Origin of the sequence: Nitrincola tibetensis, assembly GCF_003284585.1 — a bacterium.
GTDB classification, from domain to species: Bacteria; Pseudomonadota; Gammaproteobacteria; order Pseudomonadales; family Balneatricaceae; genus Nitrincola; species Nitrincola tibetensis.
In genome coordinates this window covers 390581-411505 of sequence record NZ_QKRX01000003.1, presented here as the reverse complement: position 1 = coordinate 411505, position 20925 = coordinate 390581, and the positions used below count along the sequence as shown (strand labels likewise).

18 protein-coding genes are annotated in these 20925 nt (G+C 47.7%); 6 read left to right on the top strand and 12 right to left on the bottom strand.

What is annotated here, in order from left to right:
• The first annotated feature begins 203 nt into the window (after window positions 1–203).
• Window positions 204–2582, top strand: a complete 2379-nt coding sequence (locus DN062_RS06230) for an ATP-binding protein (protein WP_112158452.1) — start codon at window positions 204–206, stop codon at window positions 2580–2582.
• Window positions 2583–2585: 3 nt separating this feature from the next.
• Here DN062_RS06230 and DN062_RS06225 read toward each other — a convergent pair whose 3' ends face one another.
• Window positions 2586–3032, bottom strand: a complete 447-nt coding sequence (locus DN062_RS06225) for a c-type cytochrome (RefSeq protein WP_112158451.1) — start codon at window positions 3030–3032, stop codon at window positions 2586–2588.
• A gap of 108 nt (window positions 3033–3140) precedes the next feature.
• On the opposite strand from DN062_RS06225, the gene DN062_RS06220 reads away from it, so the two are divergent.
• Together DN062_RS06220 and DN062_RS06215 are read left to right on the top strand one after the other, a co-directional pair.
• A complete protein-coding gene (locus DN062_RS06220) occupies window positions 3141–4379 on the top strand; it encodes an ATP-binding protein (protein WP_112158450.1) in 1239 nt (412 codons plus the stop codon).
• A gap of 2 nt (window positions 4380–4381) precedes the next feature.
• Window positions 4382–4915: a response regulator transcription factor gene (locus DN062_RS06215; RefSeq protein ID WP_112158449.1), complete on the top strand. Its 534-nt coding sequence runs from the start codon at window positions 4382–4384 to the stop codon at window positions 4913–4915.
• A 28-nt stretch (window positions 4916–4943) separates the two neighbouring features.
• On the opposite strand, the gene DN062_RS06210 is transcribed toward DN062_RS06215, so the two are convergent.
• The 4 genes from DN062_RS06210 to DN062_RS06195 are packed head-to-tail and all read right to left on the bottom strand — an operon-like array spanning window position 4944 to window position 8525.
• The gene (locus DN062_RS06210) at window positions 4944–5612 is read right to left on the bottom strand and encodes an energy-coupling factor ABC transporter permease (protein WP_112158448.1); all 669 of its coding nucleotides are present in this window, start codon (window positions 5610–5612) and stop codon (window positions 4944–4946) included.
• A 10-nt stretch (window positions 5613–5622) separates the two neighbouring features.
• Window positions 5623–6060, bottom strand: a complete 438-nt coding sequence (rimI, locus tag DN062_RS06205) for a ribosomal protein S18-alanine N-acetyltransferase (RefSeq protein WP_112158447.1) — start codon at window positions 6058–6060, stop codon at window positions 5623–5625.
• Window positions 6057–6983: a uracil-DNA glycosylase family protein gene (locus DN062_RS06200; protein ID WP_112158446.1), complete on the bottom strand. Its 927-nt coding sequence runs from the start codon at window positions 6981–6983 to the stop codon at window positions 6057–6059. The genes rimI and DN062_RS06200 overlap by 4 nt, the downstream gene beginning before the upstream one ends.
• Window positions 6984–6986: 3 nt before the next feature.
• Window positions 6987–8525 carry a 2-isopropylmalate synthase gene (locus tag DN062_RS06195; protein ID WP_112158445.1) on the bottom strand — a complete coding sequence of 513 codons (1539 nt, stop codon included), beginning with the start codon at window positions 8523–8525 and terminating at the stop codon, window positions 6987–6989.
• Between the two features lie 193 nt (window positions 8526–8718).
• Here DN062_RS06195 and DN062_RS06190 point away from each other — a divergent pair, with 193 nt between their 5' ends.
• On the top strand, window positions 8719–9873 hold the full coding sequence (locus tag DN062_RS06190) for a MalY/PatB family protein (RefSeq protein ID WP_112158444.1): 1155 nt from the start codon (window positions 8719–8721) through the stop codon (window positions 9871–9873).
• A gap of 72 nt (window positions 9874–9945) precedes the next feature.
• Here the strand turns inward: DN062_RS06190 and pyrC are convergent, their stop codons facing one another.
• The gene (pyrC, locus tag DN062_RS06185) at window positions 9946–10983 is read right to left on the bottom strand and encodes a dihydroorotase (RefSeq protein WP_112158443.1); all 1038 of its coding nucleotides are present in this window, start codon (window positions 10981–10983) and stop codon (window positions 9946–9948) included.
• A 216-nt stretch (window positions 10984–11199) separates the two neighbouring features.
• On the opposite strand from pyrC, the gene DN062_RS06180 reads away from it, so the two are divergent.
• A complete protein-coding gene (locus DN062_RS06180) occupies window positions 11200–12255 on the top strand; it encodes an efflux RND transporter periplasmic adaptor subunit (RefSeq protein WP_112158442.1) in 1056 nt (351 codons plus the stop codon).
• A complete protein-coding gene (locus DN062_RS06175) occupies window positions 12255–15287 on the top strand; it encodes an efflux RND transporter permease subunit (protein WP_112158441.1) in 3033 nt (1010 codons plus the stop codon). Before DN062_RS06180 ends, DN062_RS06175 begins: the two co-directional genes overlap by 1 nt.
• An 89-nt stretch (window positions 15288–15376) precedes the next feature.
• Here DN062_RS06175 and DN062_RS06170 read toward each other — a convergent pair whose 3' ends face one another.
• From DN062_RS06170 to tssH, 6 genes are all read right to left on the bottom strand, one after another.
• Window positions 15377–15826, bottom strand: a complete 450-nt coding sequence (locus tag DN062_RS06170; RefSeq protein ID WP_112158440.1) for a hypothetical protein — start codon at window positions 15824–15826, stop codon at window positions 15377–15379.
• Entirely contained in the window at window positions 15823–16329 is a 507-nt protein-coding gene (locus tag DN062_RS06165; protein WP_133256749.1) for a hypothetical protein, read from the bottom strand. Before DN062_RS06165 ends, DN062_RS06170 begins: the two co-directional genes overlap by 4 nt.
• A gap of 205 nt (window positions 16330–16534) precedes the next feature.
• Window positions 16535–16723 (bottom strand): lysozyme inhibitor LprI family protein, encoded by a 189-nt coding sequence (locus tag DN062_RS19190; RefSeq protein ID WP_112158438.1) that lies wholly within the window; start codon window positions 16721–16723, stop codon window positions 16535–16537.
• 213 nt (window positions 16724–16936) lie between these two features.
• Window positions 16937–17416: an Hcp family type VI secretion system effector gene (locus tag DN062_RS06155; protein WP_112158437.1), complete on the bottom strand. Its 480-nt coding sequence runs from the start codon at window positions 17414–17416 to the stop codon at window positions 16937–16939.
• A 224-nt stretch (window positions 17417–17640) separates the two neighbouring features.
• The gene (locus tag DN062_RS06150) at window positions 17641–18291 is read right to left on the bottom strand and encodes a hypothetical protein (RefSeq protein WP_112158436.1); all 651 of its coding nucleotides are present in this window, start codon (window positions 18289–18291) and stop codon (window positions 17641–17643) included.
• On the bottom strand, window positions 18288–20924 hold the full coding sequence (gene tssH, locus DN062_RS06145) for a type VI secretion system ATPase TssH (RefSeq protein ID WP_112158435.1): 2637 nt from the start codon (window positions 20922–20924) through the stop codon (window positions 18288–18290). Before tssH ends, DN062_RS06150 begins: the two co-directional genes overlap by 4 nt.
• Window position 20925 lies beyond the last annotated feature (1 nt).

Here is a 20925-nt window from a genome sequence, read left to right as displayed (position 1 = left end):
ATTTGATAACTTTGATTTTTTAAGTAGAAAGAGAAGACTTAAGGCACTAATATTAGACCCATAAACGATGTGCACGAAAAAGATCACTATTCGTTAGAACGTATAATAATCTTTTCTCACGTTTTTTAGTAAGCTGATAACCACCTAAACGATGGAATGCCACTTAATTACACTAAATTAGCACTCTAACCCTACGGCCTCGAATGCAAAAGACATCCATTTTTCGTTCCATCATTCTGACTGCTACGATGACCTCTCTCGTCATCCTGAGTGTTCTTTTGTACATTCTGTACCGTGATACCATTGTTCCTATTGAAATCAGCGCAAAATCTGAAGCATTAGAGTTGGCTCAAAAAGAGGTGACATTACGCTTAGCCGCGAAAGAAGAGTCCGTTAAAGCCATCGTTTCGAGTCTTACACGTGATCCTCGCATCCGTGAAGGACTGCGCACCAACAATCAACCCTTAGCCTATGCTGGCATTGAAAGCCTTCGTGCTGACTTTGAACGCTTATCACCCAATCAAGATATTCGGGCAGAAGTCATTACACGCGACCAAACTCTATTTGCTAAATCTTGGGATCCGACCCCATCTAATGAGAGGATTCCTAACTTACTGGCGGCCTCTGCCTTAACCCTTCAGAACGTGACGGTCAGCTTTGGCATGGGCAATACAGGCTTAGGCATCATTGGTTTTGCCCCTGTGTTTGATGAAGGCCAACTCATTGGCATCGTCTCTGTCAGCCAAGGCATTGAAACTGTCGTCCAAGACCTCAAACGTGAAGGCTTTGATTGGGTCGTATTACTCAACATAGGCAGCATACGAGAGCGCTTTGACGGCGTTGTTCCCCCCATCTATTTAAACAACCCTTTTTTTGACCACGAACACATAGTCGCACACTCGAAATGGTTTGATATCAGTATTGCCGATTACATCAAACAAGTCAGACCTGATGTTGGCAAACAACTTGAACGCTCAGTTGAAATTCACGATGACCGAATCATTTTTGACATGCCTATTTACGAGCACTCCGGTTTTTTACTGGGTCGTAGCATCCTTGTCAGCAGTTCCAAACCTGTGACCGATCGCATTGAAGAAGGTTTAACCTCCATCACTCGTGTCATTGTTTCCATTATCACGATTTTGCTACTGGTTATTGCCATCTTACTCTTCCTAGTTCGCCAGCAAGTCATCAAACCGATTGATCGTATGGTCGATGCTATCACCAACGTTATTCGTTCTGGCCATTTTTCAAACGCGATTCCTATTACACGCATGGACGAACTCGGCGTGCTCACACACCGCTTCAATGAGCTGATTGAAAACCTAGAGAAAAGCATCACCGAATCCAACACGGTGATCAGTGAAATCGCCGCGGGTGATTTTAAAAAACGGGTAAAAGGCGAGTATGTCGGCGACCTCGACAACCTTAAAGCCGGTATCAATGCGGCAGCGGTTAAGTTAAAAGAACAACAGGATCGCGTGCTACAGGCGACGCAAGCTAAAAGCCAGTTTCTGGCAAACATGAGTCATGAAATACGCACCCCCATTAATGGTGTAATCGGGATGCTCTCGTTACTTGAACACAGCCACCTTCCGGATGAGCAAGCCGAACAGGTTCGACTCGCTCAAAGTTCGGCTGAGTTATTATTGGGATTGGTCAATGACATTCTCGACTTCTCTAAGATTGAAGCTGGAAAAATGAGTATTGAGCACGCCCCTGTTAACCTCCACGAGCTCTTGCACAACGTCACCGATATTTTCCAAAATGCGGCGAAGAGTAAAAATGTTATCCTTGAATTGAGTTTAAATCGCGAAGTCAATGAATACATAACTGGTGACTCGCTGCGCTTACGTCAAGTCCTCAACAACTTACTCTCCAATGCACTAAAGTTCACCGAACATGGACGTGTAACCCTACGCGCCACTGTCGAGAACAATTGCTTAAAAATTGGCGTTAAGGACACTGGTATCGGCATGAGTCCGGCTGTTCAGAAAAAGCTCTTTCAGAGTTTTTCTCAAGCGGACAGCTCGACAAGTCGCAAATATGGCGGTACCGGACTTGGCTTAAAAATATCGCGTGAACTGGTACGTCTAATGGGTGGTGACATGCAGGTTGCGAGTAAAGAAGGCGTCGGCTCACTGTTTTGGTTAGTGATTCCCTATCTCCCCTGTAAGCGCCCTGTTGAAGACCAAGCCGGTGCAACCAAATTCCTCGACTACTCACGCAAACGTATCCTACTGGTCGAAGACAATATTGTTAACCAGAAGCTTGCCGTTAAGCTTCTAGAGAAATTCAACATTGTGCCCGCTATCGCCAGCAACGGGCAGATAGCGGTGGAAATGGTCGCGAAAGAGCACTTCCACCTGATTCTCATGGATTGTCAAATGCCTGTAATGGATGGCTACACCGCCACTAAATTGCTCAGGCAAAATGACTATCGCATGCCAATCGCCGCACTGACGGCGAACGCCACTGCTGATGATCGCAAAGAGTGCATTGCCTGTGGCATGAACGACTTTTTAGCCAAGCCCTATAATCTCAACAATCTTTCGCGCTTACTCGAACGCTGGCTAACCTAAACATCATTCAATTCGATAACGATCATGACAGGATTTACAAGACTGCAGTGTCTGGCGAAATAAATCCCGTGTTGCGCGGCTATCACCTGCTGCAGAACGCTCAGCCATCTGTGCAGTCGTCTCGGCAAACTCACGCAAACGAGTTTCAAATGCTTCACGCTCATCCCACATGCGCGCCTGCGTTCGACTTTGCTGTCCCTTCGAATCCTCGGTAAACCCTTCAAGCGCTAACTCCGCGAGACGACTTAAGGTCTCGGCACGATAGACAAACGCTTCATCATCATACGCCTGTCGACGATGCAGAGGGTTTAACACACCCAGCTGGAAACTCATCAAGCGAAAGGCCGATTGACGATACTCCACAGCATCTTCAGGCTTAAGCCTATCCGCACTGACACCTGCAGACGCCAAGGATAGAGCAAACACCGGTACTAGCTTTCGTAACAACATCAATGCTCCCAGTTCTCATCAAATAAAATCAATACACACATGCGACAGTCTGACGCAGCCTAGGTTCCCGGAAAAAGCGTATAATAGGCCCGAACAGAGGAGAAGCGCGTGAACCAGCATCATCAACACCTGTTACAACTCACTTATATTCGCAGCTTATTGCTCTTTGTTTTGTGTGCGATGGTCGTGTTTGCGGTCATGGTCTTGCATCTGCACCCCAATATCGCCATGACAGGCCTAAGTTTGTCTGCGCTCTTTGCCGTTAATCTGATGACGGGATTGCGTTTACATTCCAACTGGCCAGTCTTACATCCCGAATTTTTCAGCCAACTCTGTGCCGATGCCATCCTTTACTCAAGCTTGCTTTATCAGTTTGGCGGAGCCACGAATCCTTTTATTTCCATTTTGCTCATCCCTCTTATCATCACCGCCAGCACCCTCCCCCTTCTCTATACTCTGGCCATGAGCCTATTTGTCAGCGGGCTTTACACCTCACTATTGTATCATCATGTTTCGCTGGTCGAGCTGTCTGCACGGCATCAACACAGTGTAATCCAACTGTTTGATTTGCATATCACGGGCATGTGGTTAAGCTTTATTCTGAGTGTTGCTCTCATTAGCGTATTCATTGTGCGCATGCAGCGCTCACTGCGCCAAGGCGAGCACAAGTTACAACAAGCGCGCGAGAAAAGCATCCAAGACCAGCAACTCCTTGCTCTCGCAACGATGGCCGCAGGTACCGCACACGAGTTGGGAACTCCCTTATCAACACTGAGAATTGTGTTAAAAGACTTAGAGCTTGACCATCCAGAACTCAAAGATGACATCGAACTTATGCAACAACAGGTCGATCTCTGTGCCAACCGCCTTAAAGCACTCACACAAAGTATCGCCAACAATGAAGATACGCCGCAGCCCATTACCCAGTTCATGAACGAACTCCTGAGTACGTGGCAGTTGCAGCGCCCACACGCCGAGTTTGACTTCGTCCCCCCGCATAAAGACCCCATCCCATGGGTCAATAGTAATGTCTCATTACGGCAAGCCCTATTAAACTTACTCAACAATGCAGCGGATGCCAGCTCTGCCCCCATTCACCTAGCCTTAGATTGGGACACGCGCTCCATTTGGTTGAAAATACAGGATCAAGGACCGGGACTGACACCTGAGCAAATGCAAACACTGGGCAAACCCTTTGTTACCACCAAAGGCGGGCTGGGCATAGGTTTATTTTTAACCACCAGTACGCTGGCAAGTCAAAAGGGGGATGTCAGACTCTACAACCACCCTCAGGGCGGTACACTGACCGAAGTACGCCTAGCCATCCACCCGATCAAAAAGGCCTAATCATGAACCCACAGCACTTTCTCGTTGTTGACGATGACCCTGTTTTCTCACGTGTATTAGCGCGAGCACTGACACGTCGAGGTTATGAGGTTACGCAGGCCAGTAGCGCAGAAGAAGGAGCTGAGATAGCTAAACTGCAAGCATTTGACCTCGCTAGCATTGACCTCAAGATGGAGGGGGCTTCTGGGTTGACCCTGATACGCGATCTACGCCAACAGTACCCAGACATGCGCATTCTCATGTTAACGGGCTACGCGAGTATTGCCACCGCTGTTGATGCTATCAAACTCGGAGCGAACCAATACCTGCCCAAGCCCGCCGATGCGGATCAAATCTTGGCGGCTCTTCTTGAGGATAGAGTGGATCCAGACCAAGATATCAATCCCGAACCTATGTCCGTAAATCGACTGGAATGGGAACATATTCAAAAGACCTTACGCGAGCATGACGGCAACATCTCCGCCACAGCACGTGCACTCAACATGCACCGGCGCACACTGCAGCGGAAACTTGCTAAATACCCAGCAAAGCGCTAGATCCTTTTGCCAGATGGATTTGAGTGATTTACTGCTCGTCGATATACACCCGAGCATCAAAAGTACGAATCCAATCAGGATGAAACACCATAATCCCGGTCATAATGATGCCATTCAATAACCCTTCCGGCATCATAATCAAAGGCAAGTACATGGCGTAATTGTGGTAAATTTCGGACCAGCTATAGACGCCGTCTAACCAAAGCAGCATCGCCATCGACATACCCGATACCGCAACGGCCAAACCCGCGCCGAAGAATGCGCAAACGAACATATACACAAAAAAATTACGCGGGAGCTTTGCTTCTGCCACCCGTAACACAAGCACCGTTACCAACACAGGCAACACCACCACACAAATGAGGCTCACAGGTAAAGACGAGCCGCTTTCGATGCCCAGTAAAGTCATCACCAGCATCGCTAAACTGCCTGCGAGCACTGCAAAATCCCAACCCAGTATCAGGGTTAAGGTGGTCATGCCTAGAAAATGCACGGTCAAGCCTGCCGAGACACCCGCCCGCATTTGCCACATCAACACCAACACGAGAACAGCACCAAAAAACATATGCTGTATGCCACGCTCACGCATAAAAATGCGCCAAGGCAGTGACATACACACTCGCGCCAAGATCAACACATAGATTGCAGTCGCCGACCACACCCACACCAAACTTAATAAACCGTCAGACACACTCATGTGCTTTGCCTTACCATGTTCGTTTAAATAACAAAGCATCCTCTTTTGGATAGCGCCCTTCAGCAGGATAGTAACCTTTACGCAATCCATTCATTTCAAACCCGGCACGTTCGTACAAACGAATGGCCGCGGTATTTGAGCGACGTACTTCTAAATGTAACTGTACAATTCCGCGCGCAGCTAGGCCTTCAATCCCTAGCTCCAGTAGTCGCAATGCCAAGCCTTGCTGTCGCGCCGAAGGTAAAGTGCCAATGCGCAGCAACTCAGCCTCATCCAACACGCACGAACACAGCATAAACGCCTGCATCCGCCCCTGATGATGCCATTGCCAAGCCGCACCTGACTCTACTATACGAAGCCAGAGACTTTCAGACCAAGGATCATCAAAACATTGTGCCTCTAAGGCTCTAACCTCGGGTAACTGATTGGGGAGCAGCAAATCGATCATGTGCGAGCGGCCAACAATGGCTGAAGATCGGCCCACAGCTCTGCTTTCAACTCAGGAATACGCAACAATGCCGTCACGCTGTGGCTCGACACCGCCGCCACACCCGCGCGCAACGAAAAACGTAAGCCACGCAAGGAGTCTAAGGGCTCAGGCTGCTCTAGTATCCACTGGGCCGAAGCTTCACCCAACAACAATACTCGCTTAATTTCTTGGCTTTTCAGCAAATTGCCCAACTGTCGGCGCACCGAACGAAGAGCCTCATCTGGCCCTTGATTCAGTGCAGAACCAACAAAGGCAGGCCAATGATGAAGAATCGGGTTAATTTCATACCCTTGCACACCTAAGCTACGCGCAAGTGCAGACACAAAGCGGATATGCGCCGGACTAAAACTCTGGCGTCCTTGAGGTGGTAAACTATCAACGATTAACAACTCGCCGAGTTTAATCAACACCAATGAAAACTGAGGCTCTGGATAGCGCTCGGCCAAAGGGTTTTGCAAGGGTGCCACACGCTCGGGTTGATACGACATATCCAAGGCTGACACTGGACTTGTTGTTTCAGAGGACACTGGAGGAGTCTGAGCCAATGCAGGCACCTTCTGAGACGATGTCCCTTCGGGTGCAAATATGCCCTGCAAAGACTCCAGTGCCCGCGAAACTCCTCGCGGCGCATTGACAGCAGGCGTGACTGGAGCCGCTTGCTGCTCAGTGGCAGCAGCCTCTGCAGGCGTATCATCAAAGGCATCACCCCACTGTTCAAAGCGCTCAGTCGGTGGCCAGGTAAACGCCTCGACCCAAGGGGCCGAAGGCGCCGCATATGGCAATGCCCCTCTTGGCAACCAACTCTGCACCCCAAGTGCCTGCAAATACGTATGACGCTGGGACTCCTGCGCCAACATCACCTCGGACTCCGTCTCAGTCATCCCTTACACCTGAGGATGCGCTTTTTGAACATTGGCATCGAGCATGTTCAGCGCATGAATATAAGCCTTTGCCGATGCCGTGATAATGTCTGTGTCGGCACCCAGACCGTTCACAATACGACCACCTTTTTCTAAGCGCACCGTCACTTCGCCCTGCGAATCGGTCCCACTGGTAATGGCATTAACAGAATAGAGTTGCAAGTTCCCTTCTGAACGTACAATTGACTCTATGGCTTTAAAGGTCGCATCGACGGGTCCACTGCCTTCCGAGGTACCTTGTTGCTCAACACCACCCACACTCAAAACAACTTTTGCTACAGGTACCTCGCCTGTCTGCGAAGTCACCATCAGGCTGCTCAGCTTAAAGGTTTCATACCCTGCCATCGCGCGCGCATCACTGACCAGTGCAACCAGATCTTCATCGAAAATCTCACTCTTTTTATCCGCCAATTCTTTAAAGCGTGCGAAGGCTTCATTCAACTCGGCATCAGAGCTAAAGGTCGTGCCTAACTCTTCCATTCGCACTTTAAAGGCATTGCGACCCGACAGCTTACCTAACACCATGCGGTTGGTGTGCCAACCGACACTTTCAGCGGTCATGATTTCGTAGGTTTCACGGTGCTTTAACATGCCATCCTGATGAATCCCTGATTCATGTGCAAAGGCATTCGCCCCCACAATGGCTTTATTCGGCTGCACGGGGAAGCCCGTAATACTCGAGACTAAGCGCGATGCAGGTACGATTTGTGTCGTGTCGATGCCCGTCTCCAACTTCATAATATCTTTTCGAGTACGCAAGGCCATCACGATCTCTTCCAGAGATGCATTGCCCGCACGCTCTCCCAAACCGTTCACGGTACACTCGACCTGACGAGCCCCCGCCGCCACGGCAGACAAAGAGTTCGCTACGGCTAAGCCAAGGTCATTGTGACAATGCACTGAAAAAATCGCCTTATCGGCATTCGGGATACGCTGCAGTAACTGACCAATGGTGTGACCAAACTCCTGAGGAACCGCATATCCCACGGTATCCGGAATATTGATCGTCCTTGCCCCTGCATCAATAACGGCTTCGATAATACGACACATAAAGTCCAACTCAGAACGGCTGGCATCTTCTAACGAGAATTCGACATCATCAATCAAACTCCGGGCACGCTTCACCGCCGCCACGGCATTTTCGACCACCTGATCCGGCTCCATTTGCAACTTGTACTTCATATGGATAGGTGATGTGGCAATAAACGTGTGGATACGCCCAGCATTTGCTCCAGCCAAAGCTTCACCCGCCCGATCGATATCGGCAGGCAAAGCGCGCGATAAAGAGCAAATACGACTGTCTTTGATGGTGTCAGCGATAGCCTTAACGGCCTCGAAATCACCGGGGCTTGCAATAGCAAACCCTGCTTCAATGACATCTACGCGCATTTTTTCGAGTTGACGCGCAATACGTAGCTTTTCATCACGTGTCATGGATGCACCAGGGCTTTGCTCTCCATCACGTAAGGTCGTATCGAAAATAATGACTCTGTTATTGTTCATAATGCGCTCCGCATACTCGAAAAAACGAAATTCACTGAAATAATGGCCTATTTTATAACAAAATCAGCGCCAACTCTTAACAAAAAGCTACCGATTTAAATTCATTCGTCAGTTAAACGAGCGATTGGTTGATTTGCAAGCCAAAGACGTCATAATTTTAACTACTCAGCTGATACTAGCCATAGGATAGACGATGCCCACTCAAGCCTTTGATCGACTCATTGACCGTTCGAACACCGCCAGCCAAAAATGGGAGCGCTACAAAAACACCAGCGTGTTGCCCATGTGGGTAGCCGATAGTGACTTCATGGCTCCACCTGCTGTATTAGAGGCCTTACATCAACGTATTGATCATGGAATTTTTGGCTATACCAATCCACCTGCCGAACTCATTGAGTTGGTCATTGCATGTATGCAGTCCCTCTATCAATGGCCCATCCACGCCAATGATATTGAATGGCTCCCCGGTCTTGTCTGCGGCTTACATTTAGCCTGCCGTGTCACCGGAGAATCGGGTTCCAGTGTTTTATCCCCTGCTCCGGTGTACCCTCCCTTTATGACGGCTCCACATCTGTCTGATCGGCGTTTGATCAAAGTGCCACTGAAACGGGAAAACCAACGCAGCATTATCGATTTTGATGCTATGGAAGCGGCCATCACACAAGACACGCGACTGATCCTGTTTTGCAACCCACATAATCCGGGTGGCACCCTCTACCGACAAAATGAGCTCGAACGTCTAGCCGAGTTGGTACTCAAGCATAATCTTATTCTGTGCTCCGATGAAATTCATTGCGACCTTATTCTCGAACCGGGTTTAAAGCACATTCCAATTGCCAGCCTGAGCCCCGAGATCGCACAACGCACAATCACGCTAATGGCACCGAGCAAAACCTATAACATTGCAGGACTCGGATGCTCCTATGCCATCATCCAAAATCCGCAACTGCGCCGTGACTTTCAATGCGTACGCAAAGGGATTGTGCCTGATGTCAACTTGCTTGGTTTCACGGCGGCGACGGCTGCACTCAAAGATGGCGATGCGTGGAACCAAGCCCAGCTTGATTATTTGAGAGGCAACCGTGATTACCTGATACACGAAATTAATGCTATTCCTGGCCTACAACTTGATCCCATCGAAGCCACCTATTTAGCCTGGATCGATATCAGTGCTGCTCGTTTGGACAATCCCATTCATTTTTTTGAAAGTGCTGGCGTTGGTCTATCGCCAGGAAGAGACTTTGGCGATGATCGCTTTATGCGACTGAACTTCGGTTGTCCGAGAGCCTTGCTGGAAGAAGCCGTCTCACGCATTCGACGCGCGCTACTGAACCATTTACCTGCCTGAGCATCTTTCGATGGCTCAGACAGGTTTGGATGCATGGCTCTAATGAGCCATGCGGGGAATTTACGTGTTCCGTTATTGGCGCAATTTCCAACGCAGGGTTTCACCCGAGCGCAGAGGTACAATCACATCCTGACCAAACGCCATTTCCATCGGCACTTGCCAGTCTTCTTTGACTAGGGTGATGGTGTCTGTATTACGGGGCAAACCGTAGAAATCAGCGCCATAAAAGCTGGCGAAACCTTCAAGTTTGTCTAAAACCCCTAGGTCTTCGAAAATTTCAGCGTAGAGTTCAATCGCCGCGTAAGCACTGTAGCAGCCTGCACAACCACAAGCGCTTTCTTTTGCACCCTTAGCATGAGGCGCTGAGTCAGTTCCTAGAAAGAACTTGGCACTGCCACTGATAACGGCATCTTGAAGGGCTTGTTGATGGGTGTTGCGCTTCAGGACGGGCAAGCAGAATAGATGTGGCCGTATTCCTCCCACCAACATGTGGTTGCGGTTATAGGCCAAATGCTGCACGGTAATGGTGGCACCGACATGATCGCCGTGTGCATTCACAAACTCAGTGGCCTCTTTCGTGGTGATGTGTTCAACCACCAGTTTAAGGTGCGGATGACGCGCAACCAAAGGCACAAGGATATCGTCTAAAAACTGCTTCTCTCGGTCAAAGATGTCGACATGGTTATGCGTGACTTCACCATGCACTAACAGTGGCATATTCGCTTCGGTTAATGCCGCACAAATATCATCGAGCTTACCTAAATCCGTGAGTCCCGAATCAGAGTTGGTGGTGGCACCTGCAGGGTAGAGTTTGACGGCTTTCACGTGCTCACTCGCCCCAGCCTCTGCAATTATTTGTGGTGTGGTGTTATCCGTAAGATAGAGCGTCATCAAGGGATCAAACTGTCGCCCTTTGGGAACATGCGCGAGAATACGTTCACGATAGGCCAATGCTTGATGCACATCCGTTACCGGTGGCTTTAAATTAGGCATAACAACGGCACGCCCCATTTGCAATGCTGTCGCAGGGACAATATGCGATAACACCTCGCCATCTCGAAGATGTAAGTGCCAATCATCTGGGCGTGTAATCGTTAATAAATCGGCCATGTTGCGCAATGCTCCGTCCAATCAATGAAGGTGATAAGTGTATCATAATCAATCTGAGAAAATTACTCGACTTCGATACAGCACATGACGAAAAATGTCATTGAAAATACCCAAACCTTCATCATAATAAGTATATATACTTATTACCTTCTTTTTTACTACAGCTCTCCTCAATTGCCTTTTACTGAAGACACGAATTTTTAAAGGATCTATCAAATGTTAAAACAAAGCCTCGTACTGTTTGTAAGCTTGGTATTGTTAGGATGCAGTTCGTCAAATGATGAGCCCCCCCTTCCTGCTGTACCCGTGGTCAGGCTTTTACAATTGGACCCAGAGGCCATAGTTGCTGAACGTTACTTTCCTGCCCGTATAGAAGCCTCACGGGCAGCCAATCTCTCTTTTCAGGTTCCAGGAAAGCTTGTGCACATTCCTGTCATAAAAGGTGACAAAATAGAGGAAGGCTCATTAATCGCGCGCTTAGAGCAAACGGATTATCAACTTCTGTTGGAGTCTGCACGCGTTAGTTTTGAAAAAGCTGAGCGGGATTTGAGAAGGTTGCAACAGCTTCATCAACAAAATCATGTGTCTCAAGCTCAATTAGATGAAGCACGTACAGCCTATGATCGCGCAAAAGTTGAAAAGGACCGTGCAGGTCAGAACTTGATTTATACCGAAATTTTTGCGCCCTATGATGCAATTATCGCTGACCGCATGATGGAAAACTTTACTCAAGTGTCTGCGGGAACGCCTGTGGTGCGTATTCAAGACCTGAGTCGTTTAGAGGTTGAAATTGCCGTCCCCGAAATTCTCTTACCTGAGGTTGAAGACCCAAACGGCTATACGGTCACGGCAACCCTACCGTCACTTCCTGAGCGTCCTTTCGACTTATCCTTTAAAGAATACTCGACCGAACCCAACCCTCGCTCTCGAACCTATCGCGTGACGTTTGAGATGGATAATCCGGGCGATCTACGCCTATTGCCCGGAATGAGTGCGACCGTAAAAGTTGCCCTAAAGCCAAATGATGTCCAGCGCCCCATATTGCCCTTGCACGCATTGCTTGGACAAGGTGAGCAAACCCAAGTGTTTGTGTATTCCCCTGAAACGGAAACAGTATCTTTACGACAAGTTGAGTTGGGTCGCTTGTTAGCAGACGGTATCGAAATTGTATCGGGTATCGATAAGGGTGAATGGGTCGTCGCGGCTGGTACAGGATTTTTAAGTGAAGGCATGCGTGTTCGCAGTGATCGGGAACTAAAGGAGTCTCGTTAATGGATATTGCACGTGCCTCAATTGAAAAACCCGTCAACACTTGGGTGTTAATTCTCATTTGCCTCCTTGGCGGAATCTGGGCTGTTTTAACCTTACCCCAATTAGAAGACCCTGAATTCACCATCAAAGAAGCCATCATCTTAACCCCTTACAAGGGTGCATCTGCGTTAGAAGTTGAGCTGGAAGTCACCGAACAGCTCGAAATTGCCCTGCAAGAGATGCCTCAACTAAAACGTTTAACCTCTCGATCCATGCCCGGGTTATCTGAAATTACGGTAGAGATTGAAGATGCCTACCGTTCGGCCGAGTTGCCACAAGTCTGGGATGAGCTACGCCGTCGCATTCACGACACACAAGCTTATCTTCCACCGGGTGCGGGTCCATCCTTGGTGAATGACAGTTTTGGGGATGTCTTTGGCTTGCTGTATGCCCTAACGGCACCGGGGTTTGAAGCCTCAGAACTCCGTGACTTTGCCAGAGACCTTCGACGCATCATTTTACAAGTACCGGGCGTTGCCAAAGTTGCCATTCAAGGGGAACGTGAAGAGCGTATTTTGATCGAAATCCCGCAGACCGTTTTAATTCAACTGGGTTTGAGCCCTCAACAATTAGCAGGTCGTTTGCAACTGCAGAATGCCGTTGTGGATGCAGGGCGCAAAACACTGGGAGACCTTGCTATACGCGTGGTTCCCACTGGGGATTTTGACAGTCTTGAGCATATTCGCAATCTCTTTATTACCACGCCTTCAGGCGATACGCTGCGTCTTGGTGATATCGCCGTAATTTCACGTGACTACCATGAGCAACCAAGACAGTTGATACGCTTTGCCGGACAGGATGCTGTCACTCTGGGTATTTCCGCAACCGGGGACAGTAATATTGTCGAGGTGGGTCATGCCGTCGAAGCCGCTCTCAGAGCGCGCATGTCTGAACTGCCCCTTGGCGTGCAGCTTTCGCCTATTTATCAACAACACACACTCGTTGAAGAGGCGCTAAAGGTTTTCCTCATTAACTTGGTCATGTCCGTTTCGATTGTCATCTTGGTGCTCTGCCTGTTTATGGGCTGGCGTGCAGGTGTTGTTGTCGGCAGCGCATTGTTGCTCACCGTGACAGGCTCTCTCTTTTTAATGAAAGTCACAGGGTTGCAGATGCAACGTGTATCGCTTGGAGCCTTGATTATTGCCATGGGCATGCTGGTCGACAACGCCATCGTGATTGCTGAAGGCATGCTAGTTCGTATGAAGCAAGGCCGTAGTGCGCGAGAAGCGGCGACAGACATCACCAGTCAAACACAAATCCCTTTGTTGGCGGCTACCGTCATAGGTGTGCTTGCCTTTTCTGGAATAGGCCTGTCTCAAGATGTCACAGGTGAATACACCTTTTCGTTATTTCTTGTCATAGGTTTGTCCTTACTCTTGAGCTGGATTTTGGCCATTACGGTTGTGCCTTTACTCGCCAGCTTGCTGTTTATCACAGCTAAGACAGCCAGCAACGAAGAAACAAACCAGGGTGGATACCGACGTTTACTCACCTTAGTCTTGCATCACCGACGCCTGACACTCCTGACACTGCTTGTTCTAACAGGTATCAGCATGGTGGCGTTTAAGCAGGTTCCGCAAATGTTCTTTCCTCATGCTCAAACCCAGGTGTTTTATGTTAATTACTGGCGCGAGCAAGGCACGGATATCCGGGCAACCGACCGAGATTTGAAGCAGTTAAGTGAATTTATCACGCAATTAGAAGGCGTTGAGCAGGTCACCAGTGTTGCGGGGATGGGAGCATCACGAATGATGCTGGTGTACCAACCTGAGCGGACCAATCCGGCTTACGGTCAACTCATTGTCACCGCACGCACAATTGAAGAGATCCCCCAGATCGCCGAAAAAATCAAGATGGAATTAGAAACCTATCCACAGGCGCAAGCTTGGATAGAACGCGTGCGACTGGGGCCTGGCAAGGGGGCCCCTATTCAGGCACGTTTTTATGGCGATGACCCCCGTGTGCTTCGAGCGCTAGCCGAAGACGCCCTGACAATTTTGCGCGACACCGCCTTATTGGACAATCTACGCACGGATTGGCGTCAGCCCGAACAAATCATTGTTCCAACCCTCGCGGATGATCGTGCAAGTGTCTTGGGTGTCAGTCGACAGGACTTAGCCGAATCCCTTTCTCTCCTGACCACTGGGCAAACCTTGGGGCTCTATCGAGAAGGTGATCGTTTAATTCCTTTGCTGCTGCGTGCACCTAGTAACGAGCGAGGGCTTGCGACGCAATTGCAGGATCGGATGATTTGGAGCCGTGCAATGGAGCATTTTGTTCCAGCCAGTGAAGTCGTGGATGGTTTTGAAACCCGGCATGAAGAAGCTTTGATCTTACGTCGTAACATGCAACGCATGATCACGGTTAGTGCGGACCCCTTAGCGAACGTCAACATCGCATCGGCCTTTAGTGAGGTGCGCGCTCATATAGAAGCCCTTCCATTACCACCTGGGTATCATTTGGAATGGGGAGGCGAACATGAAAGCTCAGGGGATGCCAAACACGCCCTCGCCCGCCAATTGCCTCTAAGCCTTTTGGCCATGATGGTCATTTCTGTGCTTTTGTTTGCCAAGATCAAACAACCGCTGATTATCTGGCTCTGTGTGCCTATGGCTATCTGCGGTGTGACATGGGGCTTACTCCTATCCGGCATGTCCTTTGGATTCATGGCACTGTTGGGGATACTCAGTTTATCTGGCATGTTAATAAAGAATGCCATCGTGCTGGTTGACGAAATCGATCAGCGTATTTTAAATGGAGAAGCCCCAGCAACGGCCCTGATCGATGGCAGCGTGTCACGCTTGCGCCCCGTGGTCTTAGCCGCCGTGACAACAATCTTGGGGATGCTGCCCCTTGCGTTTGATGTGTTTTTTGCAGATATGGCGATCACTATTATGAGTGGCCTTGCCTTTGCGACCTTATTAACACTCTTGGCGGTGCCGGCCTTGTATAGTTTGTTGTTTGGGATTCGAGTGATTGAGCCTCCTAAGTAGGGAGGCAGGGAGAGGCTAGGTTGTAGAAGTGATATCGTTCGTACAGTCATCAAGAGCCGTGTCAGCAATGCCAACACGGCTCTTGAATACTACATACACCTTAGCGACCCTGCCATCATTTGCTTTTGAGAGTTGCTGATGGCGACAGCAATTGTCGAGCTAGAGACAAACTCATCATTTGCACGTGTTTCAACTATTGTGATTTGACAATCCCAGACATCAACTAAGCCACCAGACGGCTGCTCAAACGTGCCAGCGGTGCAAATTGACTCCAGTTTTGCGCTAGTATCTTTGTAATGCCCTGTCGCAAGCAATAATGATAGCTGATCAGCAAGCGTATAGTTTTTTTGATCTGTAACCGTTTCAGGAGGCTGACATAGCGGCTCATTTTTCAAGGGATGGTTTAAATTTTTTAGCAGTATGTCAAACAAATCGACACCTGATAATTTTTTAGCATTATTGTCCGAGTAAATATCTTGCTCAGTGGAATAAGCTGCGCAAGAGGTCACTATAAAAATCAAGCATAAGAAAATTTTCATAAAAACCTCCCATAGTAGAACTCAACAGTCGAGCCTGAAGTGGCATAAACCGATCTAAACGTATTTTTAAAATGTTCTAGTGAATGACAAACCACGCGGTTATTTGTATTGCTATAGTGCCATACCTCTCCATTTGTGAAAATTCCAATATGCTTTCTTGGATGGTTACCCATTTGCAATTTACCGCCAAAGTTGCGCACATTGGATGAAAGCGTGACAAAAATAAGGCATTCCTTCACAGTAGCAGGCTTATCAGCCCATGCATCAGTTTCTGGTGAGCTTTTAAATACATCATCCACTCTGAGTGTAGCGCCATTTTCTTCCCTTTGTCTGTCATCCCAAGTAAAGTTTTTGCATGTCGCGCCCGGCAGTTCATACCCCATCATATGAGATACATAATGCGCGCAATGATTTTGACGACTATCCTCAGCAATACTGAAAGGACATAGATCGGAAATATTTTTACCGTGTGATTCGGAAAGTTCAGTGGGTATTCTAGACATAATAAATCCTTTTATGTTTTGTAGGTTATGATCACGATTTTCATAGCTATTTAGACTGACCAGATCAACATTGATATGTTTCAGCTTATTTTTAATGTCGATAAGATCTGCATTATTGACAACCATCAACGATGATTTTAAATTACTGGGTTATTGTCAGACTGGGTAAAACGGTGCTTCAAAATTGAGACATCACTCTTTAAGATCAACTAAATAACATAACTAAATTAATATACTCTGTTCTTGCTTTATTAAGGTTTATTTTACAGCGATTTACAGTAGTCAAGTACACTATTGAGCTACGTTCTATTTCAAATGCTTCTCTAACGCAACTTGCATCACGAAAAGCCTCCCATAAAGATTGCTCTATGTCGAAGAGCTCTGTTAGCTTCATCCCTAATTCGTGATAGAGCTGATACGATAGAAGGGTTTCATTCCTATCGCTTAGAGCTGTTCTATTATGAAGATTCTCTCTCGACAATATCGGTCATATATAAATAACCACATCTTTAATAAAGGCTTTGAAACCTAAGCTCCAAAACCTTTCATGTATTCTATTGTGCATCTATCTATGTCACGTCAATAGACGCACGCTAGAGCCAATTGATTAAAGCTTGATGCCCAACGCGATGTCGTAGCCCGCTGGTACGCTGCCTTCTGGACGATGTGCTTCATTCCATGGCGTGTACTTCATCTCAATCTTAGTAAAGTTGAGCGTAATAGACTCCTGAGGGCGATTGTCTTCATCCGCCGAAACACTGTACCCACTTACAAGTGTATTCGTAAGTGTATATTCCATATAGGTTTCTACACCATTCGGACTTGTCTGCACCAAATGGATCAGCGCTGTTTTCCCTTGGCCAACACAGGCTTCAGAGAAAAAAACTGGGGACGTTTTATCCATTTTTGTAGTCAGGGTAATTTCACTGATGTGAGGAGAAGTAGACTCACGATCTTTACCTTGGCCTGTTTTAGTGGACAGGGTACGACTAACATTCCAGTTCATCGAATCACACTCAACCCAATTTTTATGAGTGGATTCAGTTACATCACCTGCCAAACCGTCAATCTTTAAATATATAGCCATGTAAACATCCTTATAGTTTCACATTTAAAATGGTGTTACTTGTACTCATTTATGAGTCAGTAACGTCATTGATAACAGATACACGACTACTCACAACATGTATCCCTCCTAAAACCCACCCTGTCGTGCGATTTGCATTACAGAGCGGAGTTATTTTTCACCTATAGATCCTTCTATTGCTAAGGACTTGCCTAGCAATGGGATTAACATATGTTGAATCTTTACTATTGATCAGATTGAAGCGTGATGACCTCTTGAAAGTATCCTTCGTGCCCACAATCCATCTGATGATGACAAAAATCCGAGTTAAAAGAGAACTTTGCAAACCAGTTCCGATCCGCTTCTGGAACCTGATTAATCTGACGTGTACTGTAGCCAAACTGACTTAATCCAAATACACCCAGTTCGGACATAAATAAGCGGCCTTGTTCAACTCGATAAGCAGTACCTCCTTCCCCGCTAACACAGGTCTGACGCCAATCAAATGCTACACCCCGATTAACTTTAACCTGAGCGGTGAGGTGTATTGAGTTCGGATCACATCCAGCCTCTAAGGTCTGCAAAATGGATTGTGCATAGGCTCTCAATCCTTGAATGTTCGAGTCGTAACCTTGACTGGCAGCTGAATCAGTCAGGACAAGTAAACGCAGTTGTCTGAATTGATTCAACTGAGATGCCGACTGAACGGGAGCCCACACCAACACATTACCGTGATAACGTGGATGCGATTGCATACCCATCGGTTGATAGTTCTCAGGTAACGCAAATCTAAAATTGTGTTTAATATCCTTTGCCGAGATCAAGGTCGTATCTGCACCTGCAAAACCTGATATAGATAGCGCTATCCATACCATACTTAGCCAACGAGTCTTCATTGAGAACCCCCATTCACAGAAAGACCCAACTGCCCATGATCATCTACCAAAATCAGCAAGGAAGTTAGCTCAACACCGCTACCAAGGTGATTCAATATGGCCAATGAAAGTTGTGGCAAAAGTTGTTTCTTAATAATGTGGATAGCATTTCTCGCACCCGTGTCCACTTCTTGACAGCGAGAAACGATAGCATTGACAACATCAGCACCGTACCGTAACTCAATGCCATGCTCCATGTGCATGCGCTGAACCACCCGATCTAACTGCAGTGCCACGATTCCTTGCATCGCCTCATCCCGCAGCGGTAAATACGGAACAATGCTAATACGTCCTAAGAAAGCAGGCTTGAAATAGTGCAGCAATTCGGGTTTGATCAAGCGATCAATGCTGGCTAAATCCTGATCCGCTTCCGAGTCATGATGCCAAGCAGAAAGTGTTTCTGTGCCCGCATTGGAGGTCATGATAATTAACGTATTGCGAAAATCGATATCACGTCCTTCCCCATCTTTTAACATCCCTTTATCAAACACTTGATAAAATATATCTTGGATACTTGGGTGAGCCTTTTCAACTTCATCTAACAAAATCACGCTGTAAGGTTTGCGTCTGACGGCTTCTGTTAACACTCCACCTTCCCCGTAACCGACATATCCCGGCGGGGCACCCATCAACAAGGATACTTTATGTTCTTCTTTATATTCTGATAGGTTAATGACCGTTAGGTTTTGTTCGCCTCCATAAATCAAATCAGCCAGTGCAAGCGCGGTTTCAGTTTTACCAACACCACTCGTTCCACAAAACATAAACACGGCTAGCGGCTGATTCGGATCGGCCAGTCCGGCTTTGGAAACACGAATACTTTCGCTGACACGATCTAATGCATGATCTTGTCCAATAATACGTTTCCCTAACTCTTGGCGTAGAGACATCACTCTCACGAGTTCATCCGATAGCATTTTGCCCGCAGGTATGCCCGTCCAGGCTGAAACAACCTCTGAAACAACTTGTTTATCAACATGAGGACGAACCAATGGAGCTTCACCCTGAATCTCGTTCAATTCATTTTGCAGGTGATTCAACTCTTTCAACAGTGATGCCTTCTCCTGCCCATCTTCCAGCAACGAGTTGCGAATTGAAATAATACGATCAACACGCGTACGCTCATCATGCCAGCGCTGTAGAATTTCAGTTTCACGTATTTCTAAATGTGCCAGGGTTTCATTTAAACCCGCAAGTGCTTGCTGCTCTGTACCATACAGGACCTGCTCACGCTCAAGGCGCTGCACTTGGACTCGCAGCGCTTCCATTTCACCCTGCAGGTCTTCAAGAATAGAAGGATGACGCTGATACTGCATACTCACCCGCGAACAAGCCGTATCCAACAATGAAATACCGACATCAGGAAGCTGTCGACCACTAATATAGCGCTTGCTAAGTGTTACGGCTGCCTCTATCGCCTCGGCTAACACAACAACTCCATGGTGTGTTTCAAATCGACTGGCAACCGCTCGCAACATTGCACAAGCAACCTCAATCGACGGCTCTTCGACTTTAACCACCTGAAAACGTCGAGTGAGCGCCGCATCTTTTTCAAAAAACCCTTTATACTCCGCCCAAGTGGTTGCTGCTAATGTTCTTAACTCACCACGTGCTAACGCTGGCTTTAAAATATTGGCAGCATCACCCTGTCCGTTAGATCCACCAGCACCAACCAACGTATGTGCTTCATCAATAAACAAGATCACCGGCACCGATGATTGTTTAACCTCTTCAACAACAGACTTCAAACGTTGCTCAAACTCTCCTCGGACACCCGCTCCAGCTTGCAAGAGGGTTAAGTCCAAGACTCTGATGACAACTTGTTTTAAAGAATCAGGCACTTGTCCGGCAACAATACGCAGCGCCAAGCCTTCAACAATGGCCGTTTTACCAACACCAGCCTCACCCGCCAGTAATGGATTGTTTTGTCGACGGCGACACAGAATATCAATGACTTGTCGCACTTCGGATTCTCGCCCTGTGACAGGGTCTATTTCACCAGCACGCGCCCGCTCAGTGAGATCTAGGGTATATCGTTCCAACGCTGATGCTTTTTTTGGCAGTCCCGGCATATTAATTGAGTCATTTTCTGCAACGGGTACCTCTGGATCAATTGACGAAGTTTGCTCTAACTCTTGCCGCGCAAGCCATTGCCCTTCTCTCACAATTCGATCTAAATCCACCTTTTCTAGAAAACGACAGCGGGAGAGCATCAATAAACGCAGAGACTCCTCTCGAAATAAAACAACGAGGCAGGCTGCAGAAGAAATAGCTGGTAAACCATACTCTAAGCTAGAAAGCATCCAAGCTTTTTTAAACACATCAATGACTTGTGAAGAAAATGATGGTGCATGGTGATTGCCTTGATCAAAGTGAGCGATGGAATGCTCCATGGCTTCGATCATTAGCGTTGCATTCAACTGATAAGGGGCTAACAAGATGGCTAAGGTATTGGTTTCAGTCCGCAGCAAACCAATCACTAAATGCTCAAGCTCCACGGAATAATGCCGATGTCCGACCGCGACAGAGGCCGCCGTCTCAACACCTTGGCGTGCTGTATCCGAGAGTTTACCAATCAAAGCCCTTGCATCCATA

Coding starts and splice junctions, on each gene's coding strand:
- DN062_RS06190 (WP_112158444.1), top strand. CDS start 8,719: ATGCCCACTCAAGCCTTTGATCGACTCATTGACCGTTCGAACACCGCC.
- DN062_RS06150 (WP_112158436.1), bottom strand. CDS start 18,291: ATGAAGACTCGTTGGCTAAGTATGGTATGGATAGCGCTATCTATATCA.
- pyrC (WP_112158443.1), bottom strand. CDS start 10,983: ATGGCCGATTTATTAACGATTACACGCCCAGATGATTGGCACTTACAT.
- DN062_RS06195 (WP_112158445.1), bottom strand. CDS start 8,525: ATGAACAATAACAGAGTCATTATTTTCGATACGACCTTACGTGATGGA.
- DN062_RS06170 (WP_112158440.1), bottom strand. CDS start 15,826: ATGAAAATTTTCTTATGCTTGATTTTTATAGTGACCTCTTGCGCAGCT.
- rimI (WP_112158447.1), bottom strand. CDS start 6,060: ATGATCGATTTGCTGCTCCCCAATCAGTTACCCGAGGTTAGAGCCTTA.
- DN062_RS06165 (WP_133256749.1), bottom strand. CDS start 16,329: ATGTCTAGAATACCCACTGAACTTTCCGAATCACACGGTAAAAATATT.
- DN062_RS19190 (WP_112158438.1), bottom strand. CDS start 16,723: ATGAAGCTAACAGAGCTCTTCGACATAGAGCAATCTTTATGGGAGGCT.
- DN062_RS06180 (WP_112158442.1), top strand. CDS start 11,200: ATGTTAAAACAAAGCCTCGTACTGTTTGTAAGCTTGGTATTGTTAGGA.
- DN062_RS06155 (WP_112158437.1), bottom strand. CDS start 17,416: ATGGCTATATATTTAAAGATTGACGGTTTGGCAGGTGATGTAACTGAA.
- DN062_RS06200 (WP_112158446.1), bottom strand. CDS start 6,983: ATGACTGAGACGGAGTCCGAGGTGATGTTGGCGCAGGAGTCCCAGCGT.
- DN062_RS06210 (WP_112158448.1), bottom strand. CDS start 5,612: ATGAGTGTGTCTGACGGTTTATTAAGTTTGGTGTGGGTGTGGTCGGCG.
- DN062_RS06230 (WP_112158452.1), top strand. CDS start 204: ATGCAAAAGACATCCATTTTTCGTTCCATCATTCTGACTGCTACGATG.
- DN062_RS06175 (WP_112158441.1), top strand. CDS start 12,255: ATGGATATTGCACGTGCCTCAATTGAAAAACCCGTCAACACTTGGGTG.
- tssH (WP_112158435.1), bottom strand. CDS start 20,924: ATGGATGCAAGGGCTTTGATTGGTAAACTCTCGGATACAGCACGCCAA.
- DN062_RS06215 (WP_112158449.1), top strand. CDS start 4,382: ATGAACCCACAGCACTTTCTCGTTGTTGACGATGACCCTGTTTTCTCA.
- DN062_RS06225 (WP_112158451.1), bottom strand. CDS start 3,032: ATGTTGTTACGAAAGCTAGTACCGGTGTTTGCTCTATCCTTGGCGTCT.